This window comes from Klebsiella sp. WP3-W18-ESBL-02 (genome assembly GCF_014168815.1).
GTDB lineage: Bacteria > Pseudomonadota > Gammaproteobacteria > Enterobacterales > Enterobacteriaceae > Kluyvera > Kluyvera ascorbata_B.
In genome coordinates this window covers 2,338,187-2,356,297 of the sequence record NZ_AP021972.1, presented here as the reverse complement: position 1 = coordinate 2,356,297, position 18,111 = coordinate 2,338,187, and the positions used below count along the sequence as shown (strand labels likewise).

Sequence of the window (18,111 nt, the reverse complement as noted above, 5' to 3'; positions counted from 1 at the left end):
GCAATTCACAAAATTGCGTCAGGGTGTGTGAAGGCAAACGTTTTCCTTTCGATTTTTTCAGGGGCAGGCCAGGGTCTGGAGTGAGATGGAATGGCAACAATTAAAGATGTAGCGAAGCGCGCAAACGTTTCCACTACAACCGTATCACATGTAATTAACAAAACGCGTTTTGTCGCCGAAGAGACGCGTGAAGCGGTCTGGGCGGCGATTAAAGAACTGCACTACTCGCCGAGCGCCGTTGCCCGCAGCCTGAAGGTCAACCACACCAAATCCATTGGTTTGCTGGCCACCAGCAGTGAAGCAGCCTATTTTGCCGAAATTATTGAGGCCGTAGAGAAAAACTGCTTCCAGAAAGGGTATACCCTGATCCTCGGCAACGCGTGGAACAATCTTGAGAAGCAGCGCGCGTACCTGTCAATGATGGCGCAAAAGCGCGTCGACGGTCTGCTGGTCATGTGCTCAGAATACCCGGAGTCACTGCTCTCCATGCTGGAAGAGTATCGTCACATTCCAATGGTGGTGATGGACTGGGGCGAAGCCAAAGCCGATTTTACCGACTCGGTTATCGATAACGCCTTCGAAGGCGGTTATATGGCGGGCCGCTATCTGATCGAACGCGGCCATCGCGATATCGGCGTGATCCCGGGCCCGCTGGAGCGCAATACCGGCGCAGGCCGTCTGGCAGGCTTTATGAAAGCGATGGAAGAAGCGCAGATTAACGTACCGGCAAACTGGATTGTTCAGGGCGACTTTGAACCAGAATCCGGCTACCGGGCGATGCAGCAGATTCTGTCCCAGCACCCGCGCCCAACCGCCATCTTCTGCGGCGGCGATATTATGGCCATGGGCGCACTGTGTGCCGCCGATGAAATGGGGCTGCGCGTGCCGCAGGATATTTCGCTGATCGGGTATGATAACGTGCGTAACTCACGTTTCTTCACCCCCGCGCTGACCACTATCCATCAGCCGAAGGACTCGCTTGGCGAAACGGCCTTTAACATGCTGATGGATCGCATCGTCAGCAAGCGCGAAGAGTCACAGTCAATTGAGGTGCACCCGCGCCTGATTGAGCGTCGTTCTGTGGCCGACGGTCCATATCGCGACTACCGCCGTTAATCGCGTTCTGCGAGCGCCCTATACGGGCGTTCGCAGCCACTCCTCGTTCAGCGTCTCACTATCCCCCAGATACTCCAGCAGCCAGCTTAATGCCGGTGACGCTTCACTTTGCTGCCACGTGAGGCAACAGGCGGCATCCGGGAACGGGTTCTCCAGCGTCAGTGCGACCCACTCTCCGCTCTCCAGCCATGGCTGAGCCAGATGCCCCGGCACCATCGCCGCACATAAGCCGGCGGAAATACAGGTTTCTGACGACGCCCAATCCGGCACCACCACGCGTTTTTGGTTATCCAGCAGCCAGGTCGTACGCTTAGGCAGCGAACGTGAGGTATCCTCGCGCACCAGTGACGGCCAGTTGCGCAGTACATCATCGCTGAGCGGCCCATCCAGACGCGCCAGCGGATGTGCGCTGGACACCACGCAGTGCCAGTTGAGCATTCCCATATCCCTAAAAGCAAAGCGCCCCCCGACCGGAATCGCCTGCGTGGCGCCAATCGCCAGCTCGACGCGGCCGTCCGCCAGCGCATCCCATACGCCGTTAAAGACTTCCTGGTAAACAATCAGCTCAACGTCGCTAAAGTGACGGTAAAAATCGACGATCAGCTGGCGCGTACGCTGTGGCTTAACAATATTATCAACGGCAATCGCCAACTGGCCACGCCAGCCGTTGGCAATCTGCTGGCACTGCTGGCGGGTGATCTGCATTTTTTTGATAACAGACCGCCCTTCTTTCAGGAACCATGCCCCGGCAGGCGTTAATTCCACGTCGCGATGACGGCGTTCAAACAGCGGTACAGCCAGCCACTCTTCCAGCTGTCGTACCGTATAGCTTACCGCAGAAGGCACACGATGCAGTTCCTGCGCGGCGGCGCTAAAGCTACCGTTACGCGCTACCGCATCAACGACTTCAAGAGAATATTCAGACCACATTTTCTGCCTGCAAAAAATTTGAATCCATGGCTCAAATATTAGCGTTTCACAACCCTGAATGCACTCTCTACACTCGGCGGCAAGGTTAATATCAGATAATAAAGGGCAATTTATGCAACCTGGGAAAGGATTTTTAGTCTGGCTCGCGGGGCTGAGCGTGCTGGGTTTTCTGGCCACCGACATGTACCTGCCTGCTTTTGCTGCCATTCAGCAAGACCTGCAAACGCCGGCCTCGGCGGTCAGCGCCAGCCTGAGTTTGTTCCTGGCCGGCTTCGCCGTCGCGCAGCTGCTGTGGGGGCCGCTGTCTGACCGCTATGGCCGCAAACCCATTCTGCTGGCGGGCTTAACCATTTTCGCCGTGGGCTGTCTGGGGATGCTGTGGGTCCGTGACGGCACTACCCTGCTGGTGCTGCGCTTTGTGCAGGCGGTCGGTGTATGCGCCGCAGCCGTTACCTGGCAGGCAATGGTCACCGACTACTATCCGGCCCAGCGTACTAACCGCATTTTCGCAACCATCATGCCGCTCGTCGGGCTGTCACCCGCGCTGGCACCGCTGCTTGGCAGCTGGCTCCTGGTCCACTTTGACTGGCAGGCCATCTTTGCGACGCTGTTTATTATCACGCTGGTGCTGATGCTGCCGGCTTTTCGTCTCAAGCCCGCGCACAAAAAGCACGCCGTCAACGGAGAAAAGCTGACGTTTATGCGCCTGCTGCGCAGTAAAGACTATCGCGGTAACGTACTTATCTACGCCGCCTGCTCCGCCAGCTTCTTTGCCTGGTTGACCGGCTCGCCGTTTATCCTGCACGAAATGGGCTATAGCCCGACCGTCATTGGCCTGAGCTATGTGCCGCAGACAATCGCGTTCCTGATTGGTGGCTACGGTTGTCGCGCCGCACTGCAAAAATGGCAGGGTTCACAGCTGCTGCCATGGCTGCTTGTCGGGTTCGCACTGAGCGTCGTGGGAACCTGGGCCGTCGGCCTGGCCCGGGATGTGTCGCTGAGCGCACTGCTGATTCCGTTCTGCGTGATGGCCACCGCTAACGGCGCTATCTATCCGATCGTCGTGGCACAGGCGCTGAAGCCGTTCCCACAGGCCACCGGTCGCGCGGCGGCGTTGCAAAATACGCTTCAGCTCGGTCTGTGCTTCCTGGCCAGCCTGGCGGTATCGACACTGATTGCGACTCCGCTGCTTACCACTACCAGCGTGATGCTGGTAACCGTAGTGCTGGCCGGTATCGGTTACGGCATGCAGCGCGCCGCCCGTCGCGCCGAACGCCAGGCTGACGCCGCTGCGTCCCACGTCTGAATATTCCTCGCATCAATACCTCCATAAATGATTAGGGCGCTAAGTTTTTTTGTTGAATCAAGGCACTTAGCGTCCTATACTGGATCGGCATCACATAATTAGTATACATTGAACTTATTATGCGGGAGCAGGACGGCTTCCCCTTAAACCACGGATTGGCTTTCGGCAAGGGGTTCTTCCCTTCCTCTGTGCTACGTCGGATAGCAGGCTCACGAATTTTTCGTGACATTTCTCACAAACCAGAAAAAAGCGTCTACGCTGTTTTAAGGTTCTGATCATCAGGTCGGGATGGAGAAGCTATGAGCTCATCGTGTATAGAAGAAGTAAGCGTACCGGATGACGACTGGTATCGTATCGTTAGCGAGCTGCTAAACCGAGCAGGCATTGAAATTAACGGCAATGCCTCCTGCGATATTCAGGTTAAAAATCCGCGTCTTTTTAAACGAGTTTTACAGGAAGGTTCGCTGGGTCTTGGCGAAAGCTATATGGACGGTTGGTGGGAATGCGATCGTCTGGATATCTTCTTCGACAAGGTACTGCGCGCCGGACTTGAAAACCAACTCCCCCATCATTTCAAAGATACGCTGCGCGTGGCCGGTGCGCGTTTGTTTAACCTCCAGAGCCGCAGACGCGCCTGGCAGGTGGGCAAAGAGCACTACGACCTCGGCAACGATCTCTTTAGCCGCATGCTCGACCCTTTCATGCAATACTCCTGCGGCTACTGGAAAGAGGCTGAAAACCTCGAGCAAGCCCAGCAGGCCAAGCTTGAGCTTATCTGCCAGAAGCTGCAGCTGGCGCCGGGAATGCGCGTGCTGGATATCGGCTGCGGATGGGGTGGCCTGGCAGCCTATATGGCGAAAAACTACGGCGTGACCGTCAAGGGCGTCACCATTTCCGCTGAACAGCAGAAGATGGCGCAGGCGCGTTGTGAAGGGCTGGACGTTGAGATTTTGCTCCAGGACTACCGCGACTTAAACGATCAGTTCGACCGCATCGTGTCCGTCGGCATGTTTGAGCACGTTGGGCCAAAAAACTACGACACCTATTTCTCCGTCGTTGACCGCAATCTCAAGCCCGATGGGTTGTTTTTACTGCACACCATTGGTTCGAAAAGAACCGACAACAATGTCGATCCGTGGATCAACAAATACATCTTTCCGAATGGCTGTTTACCGTCCGTGCGCCAGATTGCCGTCGCCAGCGAACCACACTTCGTGATGGAAGACTGGCACAACTTTGGTGCCGACTACGATACCACGCTCATGGCCTGGCATAGCCGTTTCCTCGCCAGCTGGCCGGAAATCGCCGACAATTATTCTGAACGATTCAAACGCATGTTCAGCTACTATCTTAACGCCTGTGCGGGAGCCTTCCGTGCGCGTGATATTCAGCTGTGGCAGGTTATGTTCTCCCGTGGGGTTGAACAAGGTCTGCGCGTCGCGCGGTAATCCGGCATTGACGCCTGCGCCACCCGGCGCAGGCGTTTTCCGTTATTCTGCTACCGCCTGCGCGGCAGCCTCTTTCGCGGCCATCACGCGTTCAACGGTATCCACTACCGCCTGCGTTTGCGGATCGATCTCGATATTCACGCGGTCACCCAGACGTTTTTTTCCCAGCGTCGTGCGCTCCAGCGTCTCTGGAATCAGGTGCACGCAAAAACGCGTCGCCGTGACTTCACCTACCGTCAGGCTAATACCGTCGATGCCGATAAATCCTTTGTAGAGGATATATTTCATCAGCGACGGGTCCTGGATTTTAAACCAAATCTGTTTGTTGTTTTCAGACGTCAGAATTTTAGCCACTTCCGCAGTGGTCATAATATGACCCGACATCAAATGGCCGCCAATTTCGTCGCTGAACTTCGCCGCGCGCTCAACGTTAACGACGTCACCAACCTTCACATCGCCAAGGTTGGTAATACGCAGCGTCTCTTTCATCAGATCGAAGCTAATCTGGTCGCCGTTGATTTCCGTGACCGTTAAGCAACAGCCGTTGTGTGCAACCGAAGCCCCGGTTTCCAACCCGGCCAGCATAGATTCTGGCAGCGCTACTACGTGGGTGCGGAAGTTCGGTTTCTCATCAATAGACACGATTTTTGCCGTGCCCTGCACAATACCCGTGAACATATCGTCAACTCCTATTAATCATCGTGCCGGCATCGCTACCGGTTCATCTGCTACGCACAATAGCAGTTGATAAAACAGGTTGCCACCTTCCGCGCCGCTCCCCCCTTTTTTTGACTAGATTAATAGCAAATCCCCGCTACAATATCGGAGCAATTCCTCTATTTATTCTTCTTGCTGCCGGTTAAGGCGGCTTATCTGTCTCCCGTACACGGCGTACGGCGAGAATAAATAACAACAATACAGGTGTTCACGTGCAGAAGTACTTTAGCGAAGCGCGTCAGTTATTAGCTCTGGCTATCCCGGTTATCCTTGCGCAGGTAGCACAAACGGCCATGGGGTTCGTTGATACGGTGATGGCCGGCGGTTACAGCGCCACCGATATGGCCGCCGTGGCGATCGGCACGTCTATCTGGCTACCCGCCATTCTTTTCGGCCACGGCCTCCTGCTGGCGCTGACGCCGGTTATCGCCCAGCTTAACGGCTCCGGCCGACGCGACCGCGTCGCGCTTCAGGTTCGCCAGGGGTTCTGGCTGGCCGGTTTTGTCTCGCTGCTGATCATGGTTGTCCTGTGGAATGCGGGCCATATTATCCGCGCCATGCATAACATTGACCCGGCGCTGGCCGACAAAGCCGTTGGTTATCTGCGTGCGCTGCTGTGGGGCGCGCCGGGCTATCTCTGCTTCCAGGTAGCACGTAACCAGTGTGAAGGGCTGGCGAAAACCAAGCCCGGCATGGTCATGGGCTTTATCGGCCTGCTGGTGAACATTCCGGTGAACTATATCTTTATTTACGGGCATTTTGGGATGCCGGAACTCGGCGGCGTTGGCTGCGGTGTGGCAACCGCCTCGGTTTATTGGGTGATGTTCTTCAGCATGCTGTACTACGTCCGCCACGCAGGCTCGATGCGAGATATTCGTCACCACGCGCGTTTTAGCGGCCCGGACCTCACCATTCTGAAGCGGCTGACCACTCTGGGGCTGCCGATTGCGCTGGCGCTGTTCTTCGAAGTGACGCTGTTCGCGGTTGTCGCACTGCTGGTCTCTCCGCTGGGGATCGTGGATGTCGCTGGCCATCAGATTGCGCTCAACTTCAGCTCGCTGATGTTCGTTCTGCCGATGTCGCTGGCGGCAGCGGTGACGATTCGCGTAGGCTTCCGTCTGGGCCAGGGTTCAACGCCCGACGCACAGGTTTCTGCCCGCACCGGCCTGGGCGTCGGCGTATGCATGGCCGTCTGTACGGCAGTATTCACGACGCTGATGCGGACCCATATCGCCCTGCTCTATAACGATAACCCGGAAGTGGTGACGCTGGCGGCACAGCTGATGCTGCTGGCAGCGCTGTATCAAATCTCCGACTCCATTCAGGTGATTGGCAGCGGAATTTTGCGCGGTTATAAAGATACTCGCTCCATCTTCTTTATCACCTTTATTGCCTACTGGGTGCTGGGCCTGCCGTGCGGCTATGTGCTCGCGCTGACCGATCTGGTGGTTGAGCGCATGGGTCCGGCGGGTTTCTGGTGGGGCTTCATTATTGGTCTGACCTCGGCCGCAATCATGATGATGCTCAGAATGCGTTTCCTTCAGCGTCAGCCTGCGGCGGTTATTTTACAACGCGCGGCACGCTAATTGCCCCGCCCGCGCCGCCGTGAACCCACGCGGCGCGGGCCGTACCTTAGTGGTGCAGCATCTCTTCTACAACCTGCTTGCTGGTGAGCTGGTACGGATAGTACGTCGGCCAGTTATCCATCTCAGCCAGCAGCGCTTCCTGCGACTGGTTGCCCATAAAGATATGGAAATGTGCGGATTTACGCGGCGCGATCGTGTGATCGCTGAACTGCACGTATTTCGGCGCAGCGCTTTTGGCATCCTGACACTCAAACAAATAGCGCACCCCTTTTTTGCCTGACGCGTAGGTTAACACCTTGTGCCCGGCATAGCGGTACTGGCAGGCGCTGACCTTGTCACCTACGTGAAACTCCATGACGCCGTTTTCAATGCCAATCATGTTCACGTCCGTCGCGTAACCTTTACGGTAATACTCTTTAATCTGCGCGAACGTTTTGCTGTGGTCTTTTTGCGCTTTCTGGCGGAAAACCGGATCGAGCTCGCCGGACAGCAGCAGCGCATTCACCGACTCCCACACGCCGTCCCAGTCCTCAAGCGGGCGATCCTTCACGTCGCTGACGTCAAAAATGCCTTCTGCTGCCTTCTGCTCTTTTTCCGACAACGGCTTGCCGTGATCGTGATGTCCATGGGCCCATGTTTGCCCGCTCATCAGCAGCGCGCCCATCGCTAGCGCCATTTTTCCCAGATGCTTCACTCGCCTCTTCCTTCTGTGATATTGACAGGATGCAAAACGTTATAACATTACATTTCCATTTTCAACCATCGATGACAAAAATGGCCGGCAGCGGCAGGAGTGATAAAAAGCGTCAAAAGTGGGGGGAATAAAAGCCAGCGAGATCAACGTATTTTGTAAAGCGAAGAAAAATGCGTCAGAGATGGGCAAAAGTTCTCCAGTCGCGTGAAATCACACATTTTCCACTTGCCACAACCCGCCGCTGCCGCTAATATTCGTCCCCGTTGCCGCAAGCAACAATGCGTTCGTAGCTCAGTTGGTTAGAGCACCACCTTGACATGGTGGGGGTCGTTGGTTCGAGTCCAATCGAACGCACCATTATGCGTTTATAGCTCAGTTGGTTAGAGCACCACCTTGACATGGTGGGGGTCGTTGGTTCGAGTCCAATTAAACGCACCATTACGCGTTCGTAGCTCAGTTGGTTAGAGCACCACCTTGACATGGTGGGGGTCGTTGGTTCGAGTCCAATCGAACGCACCATATCCTCTCGATATGGCGCCTCTCTCTTCTCTTATGTATCACATCATCACGGCAGCTTTGTTAAGCGCTGTACGCTGATGCCGTCCAGCTTTCCATCCAGCGTTGCCAGAAAATCATCATGGTACGGCATTGCGACGTGCTTTTTCAGATCATCCTCTGATTTCCAGCGCTCGATAAACACGAACGATACCCTGCCCTCGTTCGCCAGCTCACGCACGTCGGGAATGGCCTTACTTTCATGAAGATCGTACTGCAGGCACCCCGCCTCCTGGTGCGTCAGCGGTACCATGGCCTGCGCGGCTTGTCTGATGGTGTCGATATATTCCGGACGGGGGGTGAGAGTGGCAACAATCTTGACTTCGCTCATGTGAGATCCTTCGTGCATTAATGACTACCCCGAGCGGCTTCACGCGGAAACCACCCGGGGACCTGAATTATTCAGGCTAGCAACGGAGTCTCATTTTCGCCAACCCTCGGCTAGCGAACGGCGATTACTTCACCAGCGTTTGTTTTTTCTCAACGTCTTTCAGGCCACCCTCATTGATGGCGTTCTTGTAGCCCATTTTTTGCAGCAGCGTTTCTGCTTTACCCGACTGGTTGCCGGTATTGCAGTACAGGTACAGCGTATCGTTTTTGTCCTGCGTCACTTCGCCAATTCGCGCCGCCAGCTGCTTAAGCGGAATATTCACCGCGCCCTGAACATGCGTTTCCTGATACTGTTCTGGCGTGCGTACATCAATCCAATGCTCAGCGGCCCAGGTCGCGGTAGAGGCCAGCATAACGGTACCGGCAAGCAGGATATTTTTAAGCAGTCGAAGCTGTTTAGACATGATATTTCCTCAAATTAAACGTCACGTCAGATTATAGCCCTCTGATTTATAGGGGATAGCCATCATTCGCGGTAAAAAGGTGACCTGAGTCATGTATCATGACCATTCAGCTCCATGCAAGCCTAGGGCAGCTTGCGTATTCGTCGTCACTCACCGCTTCAAGCCACTCATTTGAGGCTCCCGGCGCCGGGACTTCAACCGCGATATGGGCAAACCAACTATCGTGCGCCGCGCCGTGCCAGTGTTTGGTACCGGCAGGAATATTCACCACATCGCCCGCCTTCAGCTCACGTGCCGCTTCACCCCACGCCTGATACCAGCCCCGCCCACCGGTCACCAGCAAAATCTGCCCGCCCTGATGATGAATGTGCCAGAAGTTACGACAGCCGGGTTCAAACGCTACGTTGCCAATCGTCACTCCCTCACGGGACAGCATGGTCAGGTAGCTGGTTCCGGTGAAATATTGCGCGTAGGCTTCATTTTTTTCACCGCGCGGGAAGGCGCTATTACCATCAAACGGTGTGTTCATCACTGCTCCTGTTGATTAAGAAATTGTTCAAGCACCGCACGCGCGTTTTCAGCCATGGCGGGCAAACATTTTTCTGCCAGTACCGCGATAAACGTCCGCAGTTGCTCCACCGTAATGCCATTATGACGGCTGATGGCGTAGTGACTTTTCAACTGACTTTCCGCCCCTTGAATGGCCGCCAGCGCCGCGATAGTCGCCAGTTCGCGAGTAGGCCAGTCCAGCACATCGCGCTGGAAGATATCGCCAAACAGATGCGCCTTCAGATAAACGTCTATTGCGGGTGCAAAGTCGAACAGCGGCCCGCTAACCGGCTGCCCGACCAGCCGGGTCTGATTATCCGTTCCCGCAACAAGGCTGTTCCAGCCCTCCGGCGGCAGCGTGGCGCTTTTGCCCTCGTCGTCCACCTTCCCCTGCCGTTTGCGCGCGTCCACAACCGACATAAAACAGCCCAATGCATTCAGGCTGCGTGGAAAACCGCAATAGGCGTAGAGCTGAACCAGCACGTCTTTAATTTCATTAATCGTTAAGCCTGCATCAAGCCCTGCATTTAGCGCCTGATCGAGTTTGTCCATCGCGCCGCAGGCGGTAAATGCTGCAATCGGGATTAGCGCCTGCTGGCGAGCGTTCAGTAAGGTGTGCATGTTATGGTCTCCGAAACGGAGCCGTCGCCCCGTCTGAATGTGTGGATGCGAGAATTATAGCGAGCGACGACGATGGCGATTAGCGGGGTAAATCAGAACTGGCCTATGAATAAATTTCATCAATCATGCGGGACGGCAGGAGGGTAAAAAACGAACAGCGCATAACGTCAAGCCCAGGCCCTCAGATACCAATAAAAACGGGCCATTCGGCCCGCTAATGATTAACACACTTCCAGCGCCCGCGTACGGGCCCTCTCAGCCTGCTTTCGGTAATGTTCATACCTTGCACAAAACCAGGCTTTCTGCTGCGCGTTCATGTTGCCCGTTACGGCGCTGATGTCGATGGGATGGCCCAACGCGTGCATATGAGCAAAGCTGCGGGCCAAAAAATCAAAATTGGTTAATGCCTGTGGGTCCTGTTTCTGCATTGCATATCCCTCCGAACTGGTTCATTTTTTAAGGTTATATGCTTTCCTGTTTCCAGTATTCGCCTGTTATCGATATCACTTTGAACAATGCGTGCGCATTCCAGTCGCGCTACGTCACATTTTGACCAAGAGTTCGGCAAAAGAGACAGTTCGTGCTGAATAGACGGTCGGCGGCTGTCTGAGTGGGTACATCAATCAACATTTTTGCAATATACTGTGACAAGTGTAGAACAGAGTGAGTACATGACGAATGGAAATTGATCTCGACAATCTGGTTTTTGATGGATTAGACGAAGCGCAGGAACGTAATGCGGAGCGTCTGGACGATGCGGATAAGAAAGCGCAGGCGATTATCGCCGATGACGACTGCGGCGACGCCTGCAAAATCTGATAAAAAAACCGGCACCCCGTGCCGGTTTTTTATTATCCCTCTCGCTGCATTCGTCGCATCGCGCAGTGGTAGGCACCATTGCGAACCGAACGCCGCAGGATGGCGGCAATCAAACGCACACCGCCGCGTACCGCACGCCGTTCGATCGGGCTCAGCCGTAAATCCAGCATGTCTTGCGCCCAGCCGGGCAGCAGATCGATTCCCGCCTTGATGAAAATCACCCCGGCGGGCTGCGCCAACCGGCCGGGCAGTCGCGTCGTCATGAGCACCCTCGCCACCTCACGCGTCCGTTCGTCGCAGCGCAGCTGTGGGCGCATTCGCGCCAGATAGTCCGCCACCGCGTCCGGCGTCTTCGGCACGTTTCGCGCGCCCAGCCGCTCGGCGATGCTGGCCGATTCGATAAAATACTGGGCCTGTCGCGCAGGACTCACCACCGTACGCCGATAGCGCAGGTGCGAGGCCATAAACGAACGGCATTCCGCAACGTGCACCCAGGTCAGTAAGTCCGGGTCGTTAGCCGCATACGGCGTACCATCGTTATCTACGCCGTTAATTCGCGCGTGAATCGCGTTGACTTTGGCAATCAATCGCTCGGCGTCTGGCTCGGTCGCAAACGTTGTTGCGGAAATGAACTGGCTGGTACGCCGCAGGCGACCGAAAATATCGTCACGAAATGACGAATGATCCCAAACGCCTGCCAGCGCCAAGGGGTGCAGCATTTGCAGCAGCAACGCGCTGATGCCACCGCACAGCATGGAGGTAAAATCGCCGTGCACCGGCCAGATGGCCGACTGCGGGCCAAACAGTCCCGGATCGCCGATAGGATGCTCGAAGTCTATTTCTTTCAACGCCATCCCCGTCAGGCCCAGTACCTGCTGCTCAATACGCTGACGTAGCCACTCCATTGCCCCCTCCCCGCACGTTAGATTTGACGCGCGTTATCAAGCCACGCGTACACCGCCGCCAGATCCTGCTCGGCCAGCCCGCCCTGCGCTGCGTTCTCCCACAGTGTGGCAATATCGCTCATCATCGGCATCGTGCCTTGCGGCGCGTTTGCCAGCGCCAGACGCGCATCCTTCAGCGCATGCTGTAGCTGCATCTGCGGGGTATAGTCGTTCTCGCGGATCATCGCCAGCTTCCCTTTCACGTACGGTGCTGCCAGCGGGCCGCCTTCCAGCGTTTCCCAAAGCTTGTCCGCCGTGAAGCCAAACTGTTTTGCCAGCTGCATGCTTTCCGCCACGCCCTGCATCATGGCAATCAGCCAGGCGTTGATCACCAGCTTCATTTTCTGGCTGTTTCCCACTTCACCGTACCACTGTGTCCCGCGAGAAATCGCGTCAAACACCTGCTGCGCTGCCTCGGCGCGGGTGCGATCGCCGCTGGCCATCACCAGGATCTGCGCATTTTCAGCCGGGGCTTTAGTACCGGATACCGGCGCATCGAGATAGAGCATATCCGGGCGCAGCGCGTGAAGCTGCGCGACCGCATTCGCGGTTTCCTGAATCCCGATAGTCCCCATCTGGCAGAAAGTCGCCCCCTGCTGGCAGGACGGGGCTACGGCGCGGATCAGCGACTGCGTCGCATCGCCGTCGGTCAGCATGGCGATAACTACCTGCGCATCGGCGACCGCCAGCGCGGGGTCATTACACAGCTGTAACCCTGCGTGCTTGAGGTCCTCGCCACGGCCTGGCGTGCGGTTCCAGCCGTATACCGTGAAGCCTTTTTTTAGCAGATTGGTCGCAAATGCGTGCCCCATTGCGCCCAATCCCAGAACCGCTACCGCGGGCAGTGCCTTCATTTCTCTCTCCTCACATGCTCGGTCGTTTTTTGTAGCCTGATGATTTTCCGGTCATAATGCAACCGGTTAGTCCATCATAGTGTCCGCCGTTGAGGTCTGGCATTAGCGAGGGTTGCGCTATTCGCTTTTTCGCCCACCGGATTTGCCGATGGCTTTGTGAAGATCGTTAATGCGTTTCATGGAGCGTAGCGTGCGCTGCGAAGCCGTCGACGCGACCGACAGCACCAGCATCTCCAGGCACACCATCACCGTCCCGTGCAACGGCACACGGCCGTTTTCACCACGTGGAACATGGATGACCACCTGAGACATTTCGCTAAACCGCGAGTCGGTTGCCTGGGTCAACAAAATCGTCGGAATACCCAAACGTGCGGCCTCGCGCAGGGTCGTCAGCCCTTCACGGTGCGGAGACTTTTGCCCCATCATAATCAGCACATCGCCACGCTGTAGTGAAATTAACTGTTCAGCCAGGCTAAATCCGGTGCGATTAAGGACATACGACGGCAGGCCGATACGGTTGAACATTCGCGCGGTATAGTCGGTGAGAATACCCGATGCCCCAATGCCAAACAGCGCAACCTGACGGGCGTCGCTCAGCAGCGCGACGGCGCGAGCGATAGCCGCACGGTTATCCGGTGTGGCCAGTACTTCACAGGCGCGCAGGTGTCCTTCCAGGACAAAATCAATGCTGGCGCTGACGTCGCTGGTTAGCGTCGCCACGGTAGAGGCCATTTTTTCTGATGACGTGATGGTCGGGCCAAACCAGTGCTGCATCGTTTGCTTAAGGTCACGTAGCCCGGCGAAGCCTAGCGCCTGAATGGCGCGCACCACCGTCGCATCTGAGGTTTGCGTCGCCGCTGCAATCTCCATTGCCGTGTGGTCAAGCACCGCTTCGCGGTTATCGTCAATCCAGTGCGCCACGGCTAATAGCCGTGGCGACAGCTGTGCCGCCCGGTTGCGCAGGCGCTCGCCGAACAAATCTACCCGTTTTTTTTCCTTACGCTGCACGCTCTGGCTCATTTGCCCTCCGAGGCAAGCGGTCTTCCGGCAATCTGGGACTGCACCTGCGCCACCAGCAGGCTCAACGCCGCATACGAGTTGGAGATAACTTCATCGCGCGGCAGCAGGACATAGTGCCCGGTACGGCAGGCGCGCATAAAATCGCACCAGCCCGGCATCACTTTTTCCATCTCATTGAGCTCATCCTGCGGTTTACCGCCGGTGTCGGAGCGCCAGGTGGCAAAGACAAAATCCGCGTCCAGATCCGGCATTTGTTCAGCGCTAACGTCGATTCGCTGTCCGTCGGGAATGCGTTCGATCAACGGCGGGAAATGAAAGCCGGCATCGCGCAGGACGCGGCCCAGTGAGTGGTATGAATGATGTACGGTCACTTTGCCATTATTGGCTTGAATGACCGATACGCTGATATTTTGCGTATCCACGGTCTGCTTGAGCTGCGCAATCTGCGTCTGATAGCGGTGGTCAAGCACCGCCAGCCGCGCCTGAGTGCCGGTAAGCTGCGCCAGTTTGCTGTAGATTCGCGGCGCACTGCCCAATAAATGGTCAATACTGACCGTGGGGGCTATTTTTGCCAACTGCTCTATCGGCACATTGCGGTTAGGCTCGGTGATAATCAGGTCAGGCTTTGCCGCCGCCACGGCCTCAAGATCGATATCAGCGGTGCCAATGAACGCGATGTCGCTATTCTCAAAATCCACGCCGGTGAGTTCGGCGCTGGCGCGCAGATAATGGCTACCGTCCGGCCGCGTACGCCCGTGGCTGGCAACCGGCGGCACGCCGAGTTCAATCAGCGGAATGGTAATATCGAGATCGTGCATCGATACAATGCGTTTCGGGTGCTCAGGCACCTGCACCACCCGCCCCAGATCGTCAGTAAATGCCTGCGTTTGCGCGCCAGCAACGGCGCTTATCAGCCACAAAATGGGCAATAACCCTCGAATGGTCATGGATCCTCACAAAGCGTCGCGGCGACGCCACAGCAGTAAAATAAAGAACGGACAGCCGATCAGGGAAATAATGATCCCCGCCGGAATTTGCAGCGGCGCAAACGCCAGGCGCCCAAGGGTATCGGTGAGCAACACCAGCAGTGCGCCAATCAGCGCACTGCCGGAAAGCAGCGCAACCTGCCCCCCGCGCAGTAAGAAGCGCGCCATATGCGGCGCCATCAGTCCGACAAATCCCAGGCTACCGACGCAGGATACGCTCGCCGCCGTCAGCAGCACCGGCGCGAAAAAGCGCAGCAGGGTCAGGCGCGAAAGGCGCACGCCCAGACTGCTGGCAACCGAATTGCCCAGCATCGCCACATCTGCAGCCCGCGCAGTCAGATACAGAATCACGACCGCAGGCAACGCCCACGCGACGGCCACAGCAAGCAGCGGCCAGGTCGCGGCGTGCAGGCTGCCGGCAAGCCAGGTCATCGCCGTCTGGACATCACGTATATCTGCGGTGGTGACAAACAGCCCCATCGCCGCCGACAGCGCCCATGACACGCCAATACCAATCAAAATAAAGCGCGGCCGTGAAAGATCCCGCGCCAGCACAATCACCAGCAGCGCCACCAGGACACCACCGACCATCCCCACCAACGGCCGCCAGGCCAGGCTTAGCGACGGGAAAACGAGGATCAGCGTCAGCACCACAACGCTGGTGCCTTCTTTTACGCCGATAAGCCCAGGGTCGGCCAGACCGTTACGGGCCATCGACTGCATCGCAGCGCCGGCCAGCCCCAGCATACCGCCGCAGAAAATCGCCATCAGCAGGCGCGGCAGGCGGATATCCCGCACGATATAAAGCTGCTGAGCGTTAAGCGACTGGGGATAAAACAACGCTCGCCCTATGTCGCTGGTAGGGATCGGTAACGAACCGCGCGTTACCCCATAGAGCAACAACAGCGCAATCATCACCGCCAGCAGTGCGCTAATTTTTAATAGCCTTGGGCGTAACAAAACCCGCCAGGGGCCTAGCATCAACGGGCGGAAGCCCGCTTTGGTCACCGCGCGCGTCATTTGAAATACCTCACGGCAATAGCGATAAACACCGGAGCCCCGATCAATGCGGTCATCACCCCCGTGGCGAGCTCCTGCGGGGCCAGCAGCCAGCGGGCAAGAATATCGGCCAGCAGCAGCAGCAGCGCGCCGGTCGGTAGCGCCAGCAACAGCCCAACGCGCACATCCTGCCCGGCCCAGCGACGAATCACATGTGGCACAACCAGCCCAATAAATCCGATCGGCCCGGCGATTGACACCGATGCGCCGCACAGCAGCGCAATCGCCACGACGCCCAGTAGCCGGGTCCGCGCCACCGACACGCCCAGCCCGCTGGCAACGCGGTCGCCCAACGCCAGAATATTCAGCCGCGGCGTCAGGCACGCCGCCATCAGCACACCCAATAGTGCCGGGAGGCAGGCCAGCTGTAGCGAGGGAAAATTCATACCGGCTAAATCACCGGCGAGCCAGGTGCGCATCGCCTGGAGCGTCTGCTCATCCAGGATCAAAATAGAGGCCGTTATCGCTGAAGCAAACGCCGATAGCGCCACGCCGCAGAGGGTTATTTTCATGGCCGTCGCCCCCGCGCGTCCGGCGCAGGCCAGCAGCATGACCAGACCAAACAGGGCCGCCGCCCCGCCCGCTGCTGCCAGCGGGCGGCTGATACCCCAGTCGCTAAACGACACCCCTGCCGCCGAGCAGGCCACCACCGCCAGCGTGGCACCGGCGTTCAGGCCGAGGATATGCGGCTCACCTAAAGGATTGCGAATAACGGTTTGTAGCAACAGACCCGCCGCGCCAAGCGACGCGCCGGTGAGCAGCGCCGCCAGCAGTCGGGTTAATCGCAGGCTGACAATAATGCGATGGTCAAAATTACGCGGATCGTAGTGGAATAAGGCCTCCACCACGACGCGCGGCGCAATCATCCGCGCGCCAAGGCCAAGATGGATAATCGCCGCCGCGCACAACAGCGCACCAAGCAGCATCAATGCCGAGAACGGACGGAAAGAACGCGGTCGCGCCAGCATGCTTTGCTCCGACATCAGGACAACGCCGAACGCGCGCAAAACGGCATAAACAACGGTTTGCCGGTCTGCGGGTTATGCAACATCTGCACGTCAACGTCGAACACCTGTTTGATCAGCGTCGGCGTGCACGTTTGCTGCTCATCAATCACGCCCGCAATACGCCCCTGCTTCATAAACACCAGCGTATCGGCGTAGTTAACGGCAAAATTGAGATCGTGCAGTACGGTAATGACCGTGCGCCCATGTTCGCGGGTCAGTTGCTGAAGGAGTTCAAGGATCTCCACCTGGTAGCGCAGATCGAGCCAGGTGGTTGGCTCATCCAGTAAAATGGTAGGGGTTTGCTGCGCCAGGGCCATAGCAATCCAGCAGCGCTGACGCTGGCCGCCGGAAAGACTGTCTACCGCCAGATGCGCATATTCCAGCGTCCCGGTCAGCCGAAGCGCCTCTTCCACCGCCAGCTCGTCCTGCTCTGACCACTGACGAATCAGCCCCTGCCAGGGATAGCGACCACGCGACACCAGTTCAAATACCGTCAAACCTTCCGGGGTCAGCGGCGACTGCGGCAGCAGCCCCAACTGGCGTGCGACCTGCTTTGTCGGTTGCTGATGAATATCGCGACCATCAAGACGTACACAGCCGCCCAGCGGCTTGAGCATGCGCGCAATCGTATTCAGTAAGGTGGACTTACCCGACCCGTTAGCCCCTGCCAGCACCGTCATTTTACCGACGGGCAGCGTCAGGCTGATGTTATCGACAATTCGCTGATTACCGTATCCTGCGCACAGGGATTCCAGCACAATCCCGCTTTCCTGCGGGGTATCTTGCCGCTGAGGCATATTTCGTTCTCTCCGGCCGCAACGACGTGATATCGTTTCGCACTTTAAATAAATCTCATTCTCTTTTGATCATGCAATGACGTAATGTAGTAGTCAAGCTCGCTACATTACCACTTTGCTTCATAAGGTTTTCGAGCGCCGCCGCGTTCCGCCAGACACATCATGAACAATAAAAATATAAATATTCAAATAGTTAAAACAGACCGCCTCGTTACTCTCGCCCCTGAAAGCCTGCGTTACCTGTGTCTTATAAATTTATTCCTCCATGCATTTACTACTACATTTCGTCATGTTTGAATGATTCTCATT

General features: G+C 56.8%; 19 protein-coding genes, 3 tRNA genes and 1 pseudogene. 8 read left to right on the top strand and 15 right to left on the bottom strand.

Features of this window, described 5'->3' with window-relative positions:
• Window positions 1-90: 90 nt before the first annotated feature.
• Window positions 91-1,116 (top strand): HTH-type transcriptional repressor PurR, encoded by a 1,026-nt coding sequence (gene purR, locus H7R56_RS11135; RefSeq protein ID WP_064545731.1) that lies wholly within the window; start codon window positions 91-93, stop codon window positions 1,114-1,116.
• Between the two features lie 18 nt (window positions 1,117-1,134).
• On the opposite strand, the gene punR is transcribed toward purR, so the two are convergent.
• Window positions 1,135-2,046: a DNA-binding transcriptional activator PunR gene (gene punR / locus H7R56_RS11130; protein WP_106926758.1), complete on the bottom strand. Its 912-nt coding sequence runs from the start codon at window positions 2,044-2,046 to the stop codon at window positions 1,135-1,137.
• Between the two features lie 112 nt (window positions 2,047-2,158).
• Here punR and punC point away from each other — a divergent pair, with 112 nt between their 5' ends.
• Both punC and cfa read left to right on the top strand, forming a co-directional pair.
• The gene (gene punC, locus H7R56_RS11125; protein WP_106926756.1) at window positions 2,159-3,352 is read left to right on the top strand and encodes a purine nucleoside transporter PunC; all 1,194 of its coding nucleotides are present in this window, start codon (window positions 2,159-2,161) and stop codon (window positions 3,350-3,352) included.
• A 299-nt stretch (window positions 3,353-3,651) separates the two neighbouring features.
• Window positions 3,652-4,800 (top strand): cyclopropane fatty acyl phospholipid synthase, encoded by a 1,149-nt coding sequence (gene cfa, locus H7R56_RS11120; protein WP_106926754.1) that lies wholly within the window; start codon window positions 3,652-3,654, stop codon window positions 4,798-4,800.
• A gap of 42 nt (window positions 4,801-4,842) precedes the next feature.
• On the opposite strand, the gene H7R56_RS11115 is transcribed toward cfa, so the two are convergent.
• Entirely contained in the window at window positions 4,843-5,478 is a 636-nt protein-coding gene (locus H7R56_RS11115; protein WP_106926752.1) for a riboflavin synthase subunit alpha, read from the bottom strand.
• 251 nt (window positions 5,479-5,729) lie between these two features.
• On the opposite strand from H7R56_RS11115, the gene mdtK reads away from it, so the two are divergent.
• Window positions 5,730-7,103 carry an MdtK family multidrug efflux MATE transporter gene (mdtK, locus tag H7R56_RS11110; protein WP_106926750.1) on the top strand — a complete coding sequence of 458 codons (1,374 nt, stop codon included), beginning with the start codon at window positions 5,730-5,732 and terminating at the stop codon, window positions 7,101-7,103.
• A 46-nt stretch (window positions 7,104-7,149) separates the two neighbouring features.
• Here the strand turns inward: mdtK and zinT are convergent, their stop codons facing one another.
• Window positions 7,150-7,779, bottom strand: coding sequence for a metal-binding protein ZinT (zinT, locus tag H7R56_RS11105; RefSeq protein WP_106927047.1), 630 nt, complete (start codon window positions 7,777-7,779; stop codon window positions 7,150-7,152).
• A 298-nt stretch (window positions 7,780-8,077) separates the two neighbouring features.
• Here zinT and H7R56_RS11100 point away from each other — a divergent pair.
• From H7R56_RS11100 to H7R56_RS11090, 3 genes are all read left to right on the top strand, one after another.
• Window positions 8,078-8,154, top strand: a tRNA-Val gene (locus H7R56_RS11100).
• A gap of 4 nt (window positions 8,155-8,158) precedes the next feature.
• A tRNA-Val gene (locus H7R56_RS11095) sits at window positions 8,159-8,235 on the top strand.
• 4 nt (window positions 8,236-8,239) lie between these two features.
• Window positions 8,240-8,316 (top strand) — tRNA-Val (locus H7R56_RS11090).
• Window positions 8,317-8,362: 46 nt separating this feature from the next.
• Here H7R56_RS11090 and H7R56_RS11085 read toward each other — a convergent pair.
• The 5 genes from H7R56_RS11085 to H7R56_RS11065 all read right to left on the bottom strand — a co-directional run bounded on the left by H7R56_RS11085 (window position 8,363) and on the right by H7R56_RS11065 (window position 10,744).
• The gene (locus H7R56_RS11085) at window positions 8,363-8,683 is read right to left on the bottom strand and encodes a putative quinol monooxygenase (RefSeq protein ID WP_106926748.1); all 321 of its coding nucleotides are present in this window, start codon (window positions 8,681-8,683) and stop codon (window positions 8,363-8,365) included.
• 124 nt (window positions 8,684-8,807) lie between these two features.
• Window positions 8,808-9,128 (bottom strand): thiosulfate sulfurtransferase PspE, encoded by a 321-nt coding sequence (gene pspE, locus H7R56_RS11080; protein ID WP_374956743.1) that lies wholly within the window; start codon window positions 9,126-9,128, stop codon window positions 8,808-8,810.
• 124 nt (window positions 9,129-9,252) lie between these two features.
• Window positions 9,253-9,675 carry a cupin domain-containing protein gene (locus tag H7R56_RS11075; protein WP_106926744.1) on the bottom strand — a complete coding sequence of 141 codons (423 nt, stop codon included), beginning with the start codon at window positions 9,673-9,675 and terminating at the stop codon, window positions 9,253-9,255.
• Window positions 9,675-10,316, bottom strand: a complete 642-nt coding sequence (locus H7R56_RS11070; protein ID WP_106926742.1) for a carboxymuconolactone decarboxylase family protein — start codon at window positions 10,314-10,316, stop codon at window positions 9,675-9,677. Before H7R56_RS11070 ends, H7R56_RS11075 begins: the two co-directional genes overlap by 1 nt.
• Window positions 10,317-10,537: 221 nt before the next feature.
• Entirely contained in the window at window positions 10,538-10,744 is a 207-nt protein-coding gene (locus H7R56_RS11065) for a glycogen synthesis protein GlgS (protein WP_106926740.1), read from the bottom strand.
• A 250-nt stretch (window positions 10,745-10,994) separates the two neighbouring features.
• Between H7R56_RS11065 and H7R56_RS11060 the strand changes: the two genes are divergently transcribed.
• A complete protein-coding gene (locus H7R56_RS11060) occupies window positions 10,995-11,135 on the top strand; it encodes a hypothetical protein (protein ID WP_106926738.1) in 141 nt (46 codons plus the stop codon).
• Window positions 11,136-11,167: 32 nt separating this feature from the next.
• Here the strand turns inward: H7R56_RS11060 and H7R56_RS11055 are convergent, their stop codons facing one another.
• The 7 genes and pseudogenes from H7R56_RS11055 to H7R56_RS11025 all read right to left on the bottom strand — a co-directional run bounded on the left by H7R56_RS11055 (window position 11,168) and on the right by H7R56_RS11025 (window position 17,802).
• Window positions 11,168-12,040, bottom strand: a complete 873-nt coding sequence (locus H7R56_RS11055; protein ID WP_106926736.1) for an oxygenase MpaB family protein — start codon at window positions 12,038-12,040, stop codon at window positions 11,168-11,170.
• Between the two features lie 17 nt (window positions 12,041-12,057).
• The gene (locus tag H7R56_RS11050) at window positions 12,058-12,933 is read right to left on the bottom strand and encodes an NAD(P)-dependent oxidoreductase (protein WP_106926735.1); all 876 of its coding nucleotides are present in this window, start codon (window positions 12,931-12,933) and stop codon (window positions 12,058-12,060) included.
• Window positions 12,934-13,050: 117 nt separating this feature from the next.
• Window positions 13,051-13,984, bottom strand: a pseudogene (locus tag H7R56_RS11045) (MurR/RpiR family transcriptional regulator).
• Window positions 13,950-14,900: an ABC transporter substrate-binding protein gene (locus H7R56_RS11040; protein WP_181357995.1), complete on the bottom strand. Its 951-nt coding sequence runs from the start codon at window positions 14,898-14,900 to the stop codon at window positions 13,950-13,952. The pseudogene H7R56_RS11045 and the gene H7R56_RS11040 overlap by 35 nt, the downstream one beginning before the upstream one ends.
• Window positions 14,901-14,906: 6 nt before the next feature.
• Window positions 14,907-15,959: a FecCD family ABC transporter permease gene (locus H7R56_RS11035; protein WP_106926730.1), complete on the bottom strand. Its 1,053-nt coding sequence runs from the start codon at window positions 15,957-15,959 to the stop codon at window positions 14,907-14,909.
• The gene (locus tag H7R56_RS11030; RefSeq protein ID WP_106926728.1) at window positions 15,956-16,981 is read right to left on the bottom strand and encodes a FecCD family ABC transporter permease; all 1,026 of its coding nucleotides are present in this window, start codon (window positions 16,979-16,981) and stop codon (window positions 15,956-15,958) included. The genes H7R56_RS11035 and H7R56_RS11030 overlap by 4 nt, the downstream gene beginning before the upstream one ends.
• Window positions 16,981-17,802 (bottom strand): ABC transporter ATP-binding protein, encoded by an 822-nt coding sequence (locus tag H7R56_RS11025; RefSeq protein WP_106926726.1) that lies wholly within the window; start codon window positions 17,800-17,802, stop codon window positions 16,981-16,983. The genes H7R56_RS11030 and H7R56_RS11025 overlap by 1 nt, the downstream gene beginning before the upstream one ends.
• Window positions 17,803-18,111 lie beyond the last annotated feature (309 nt).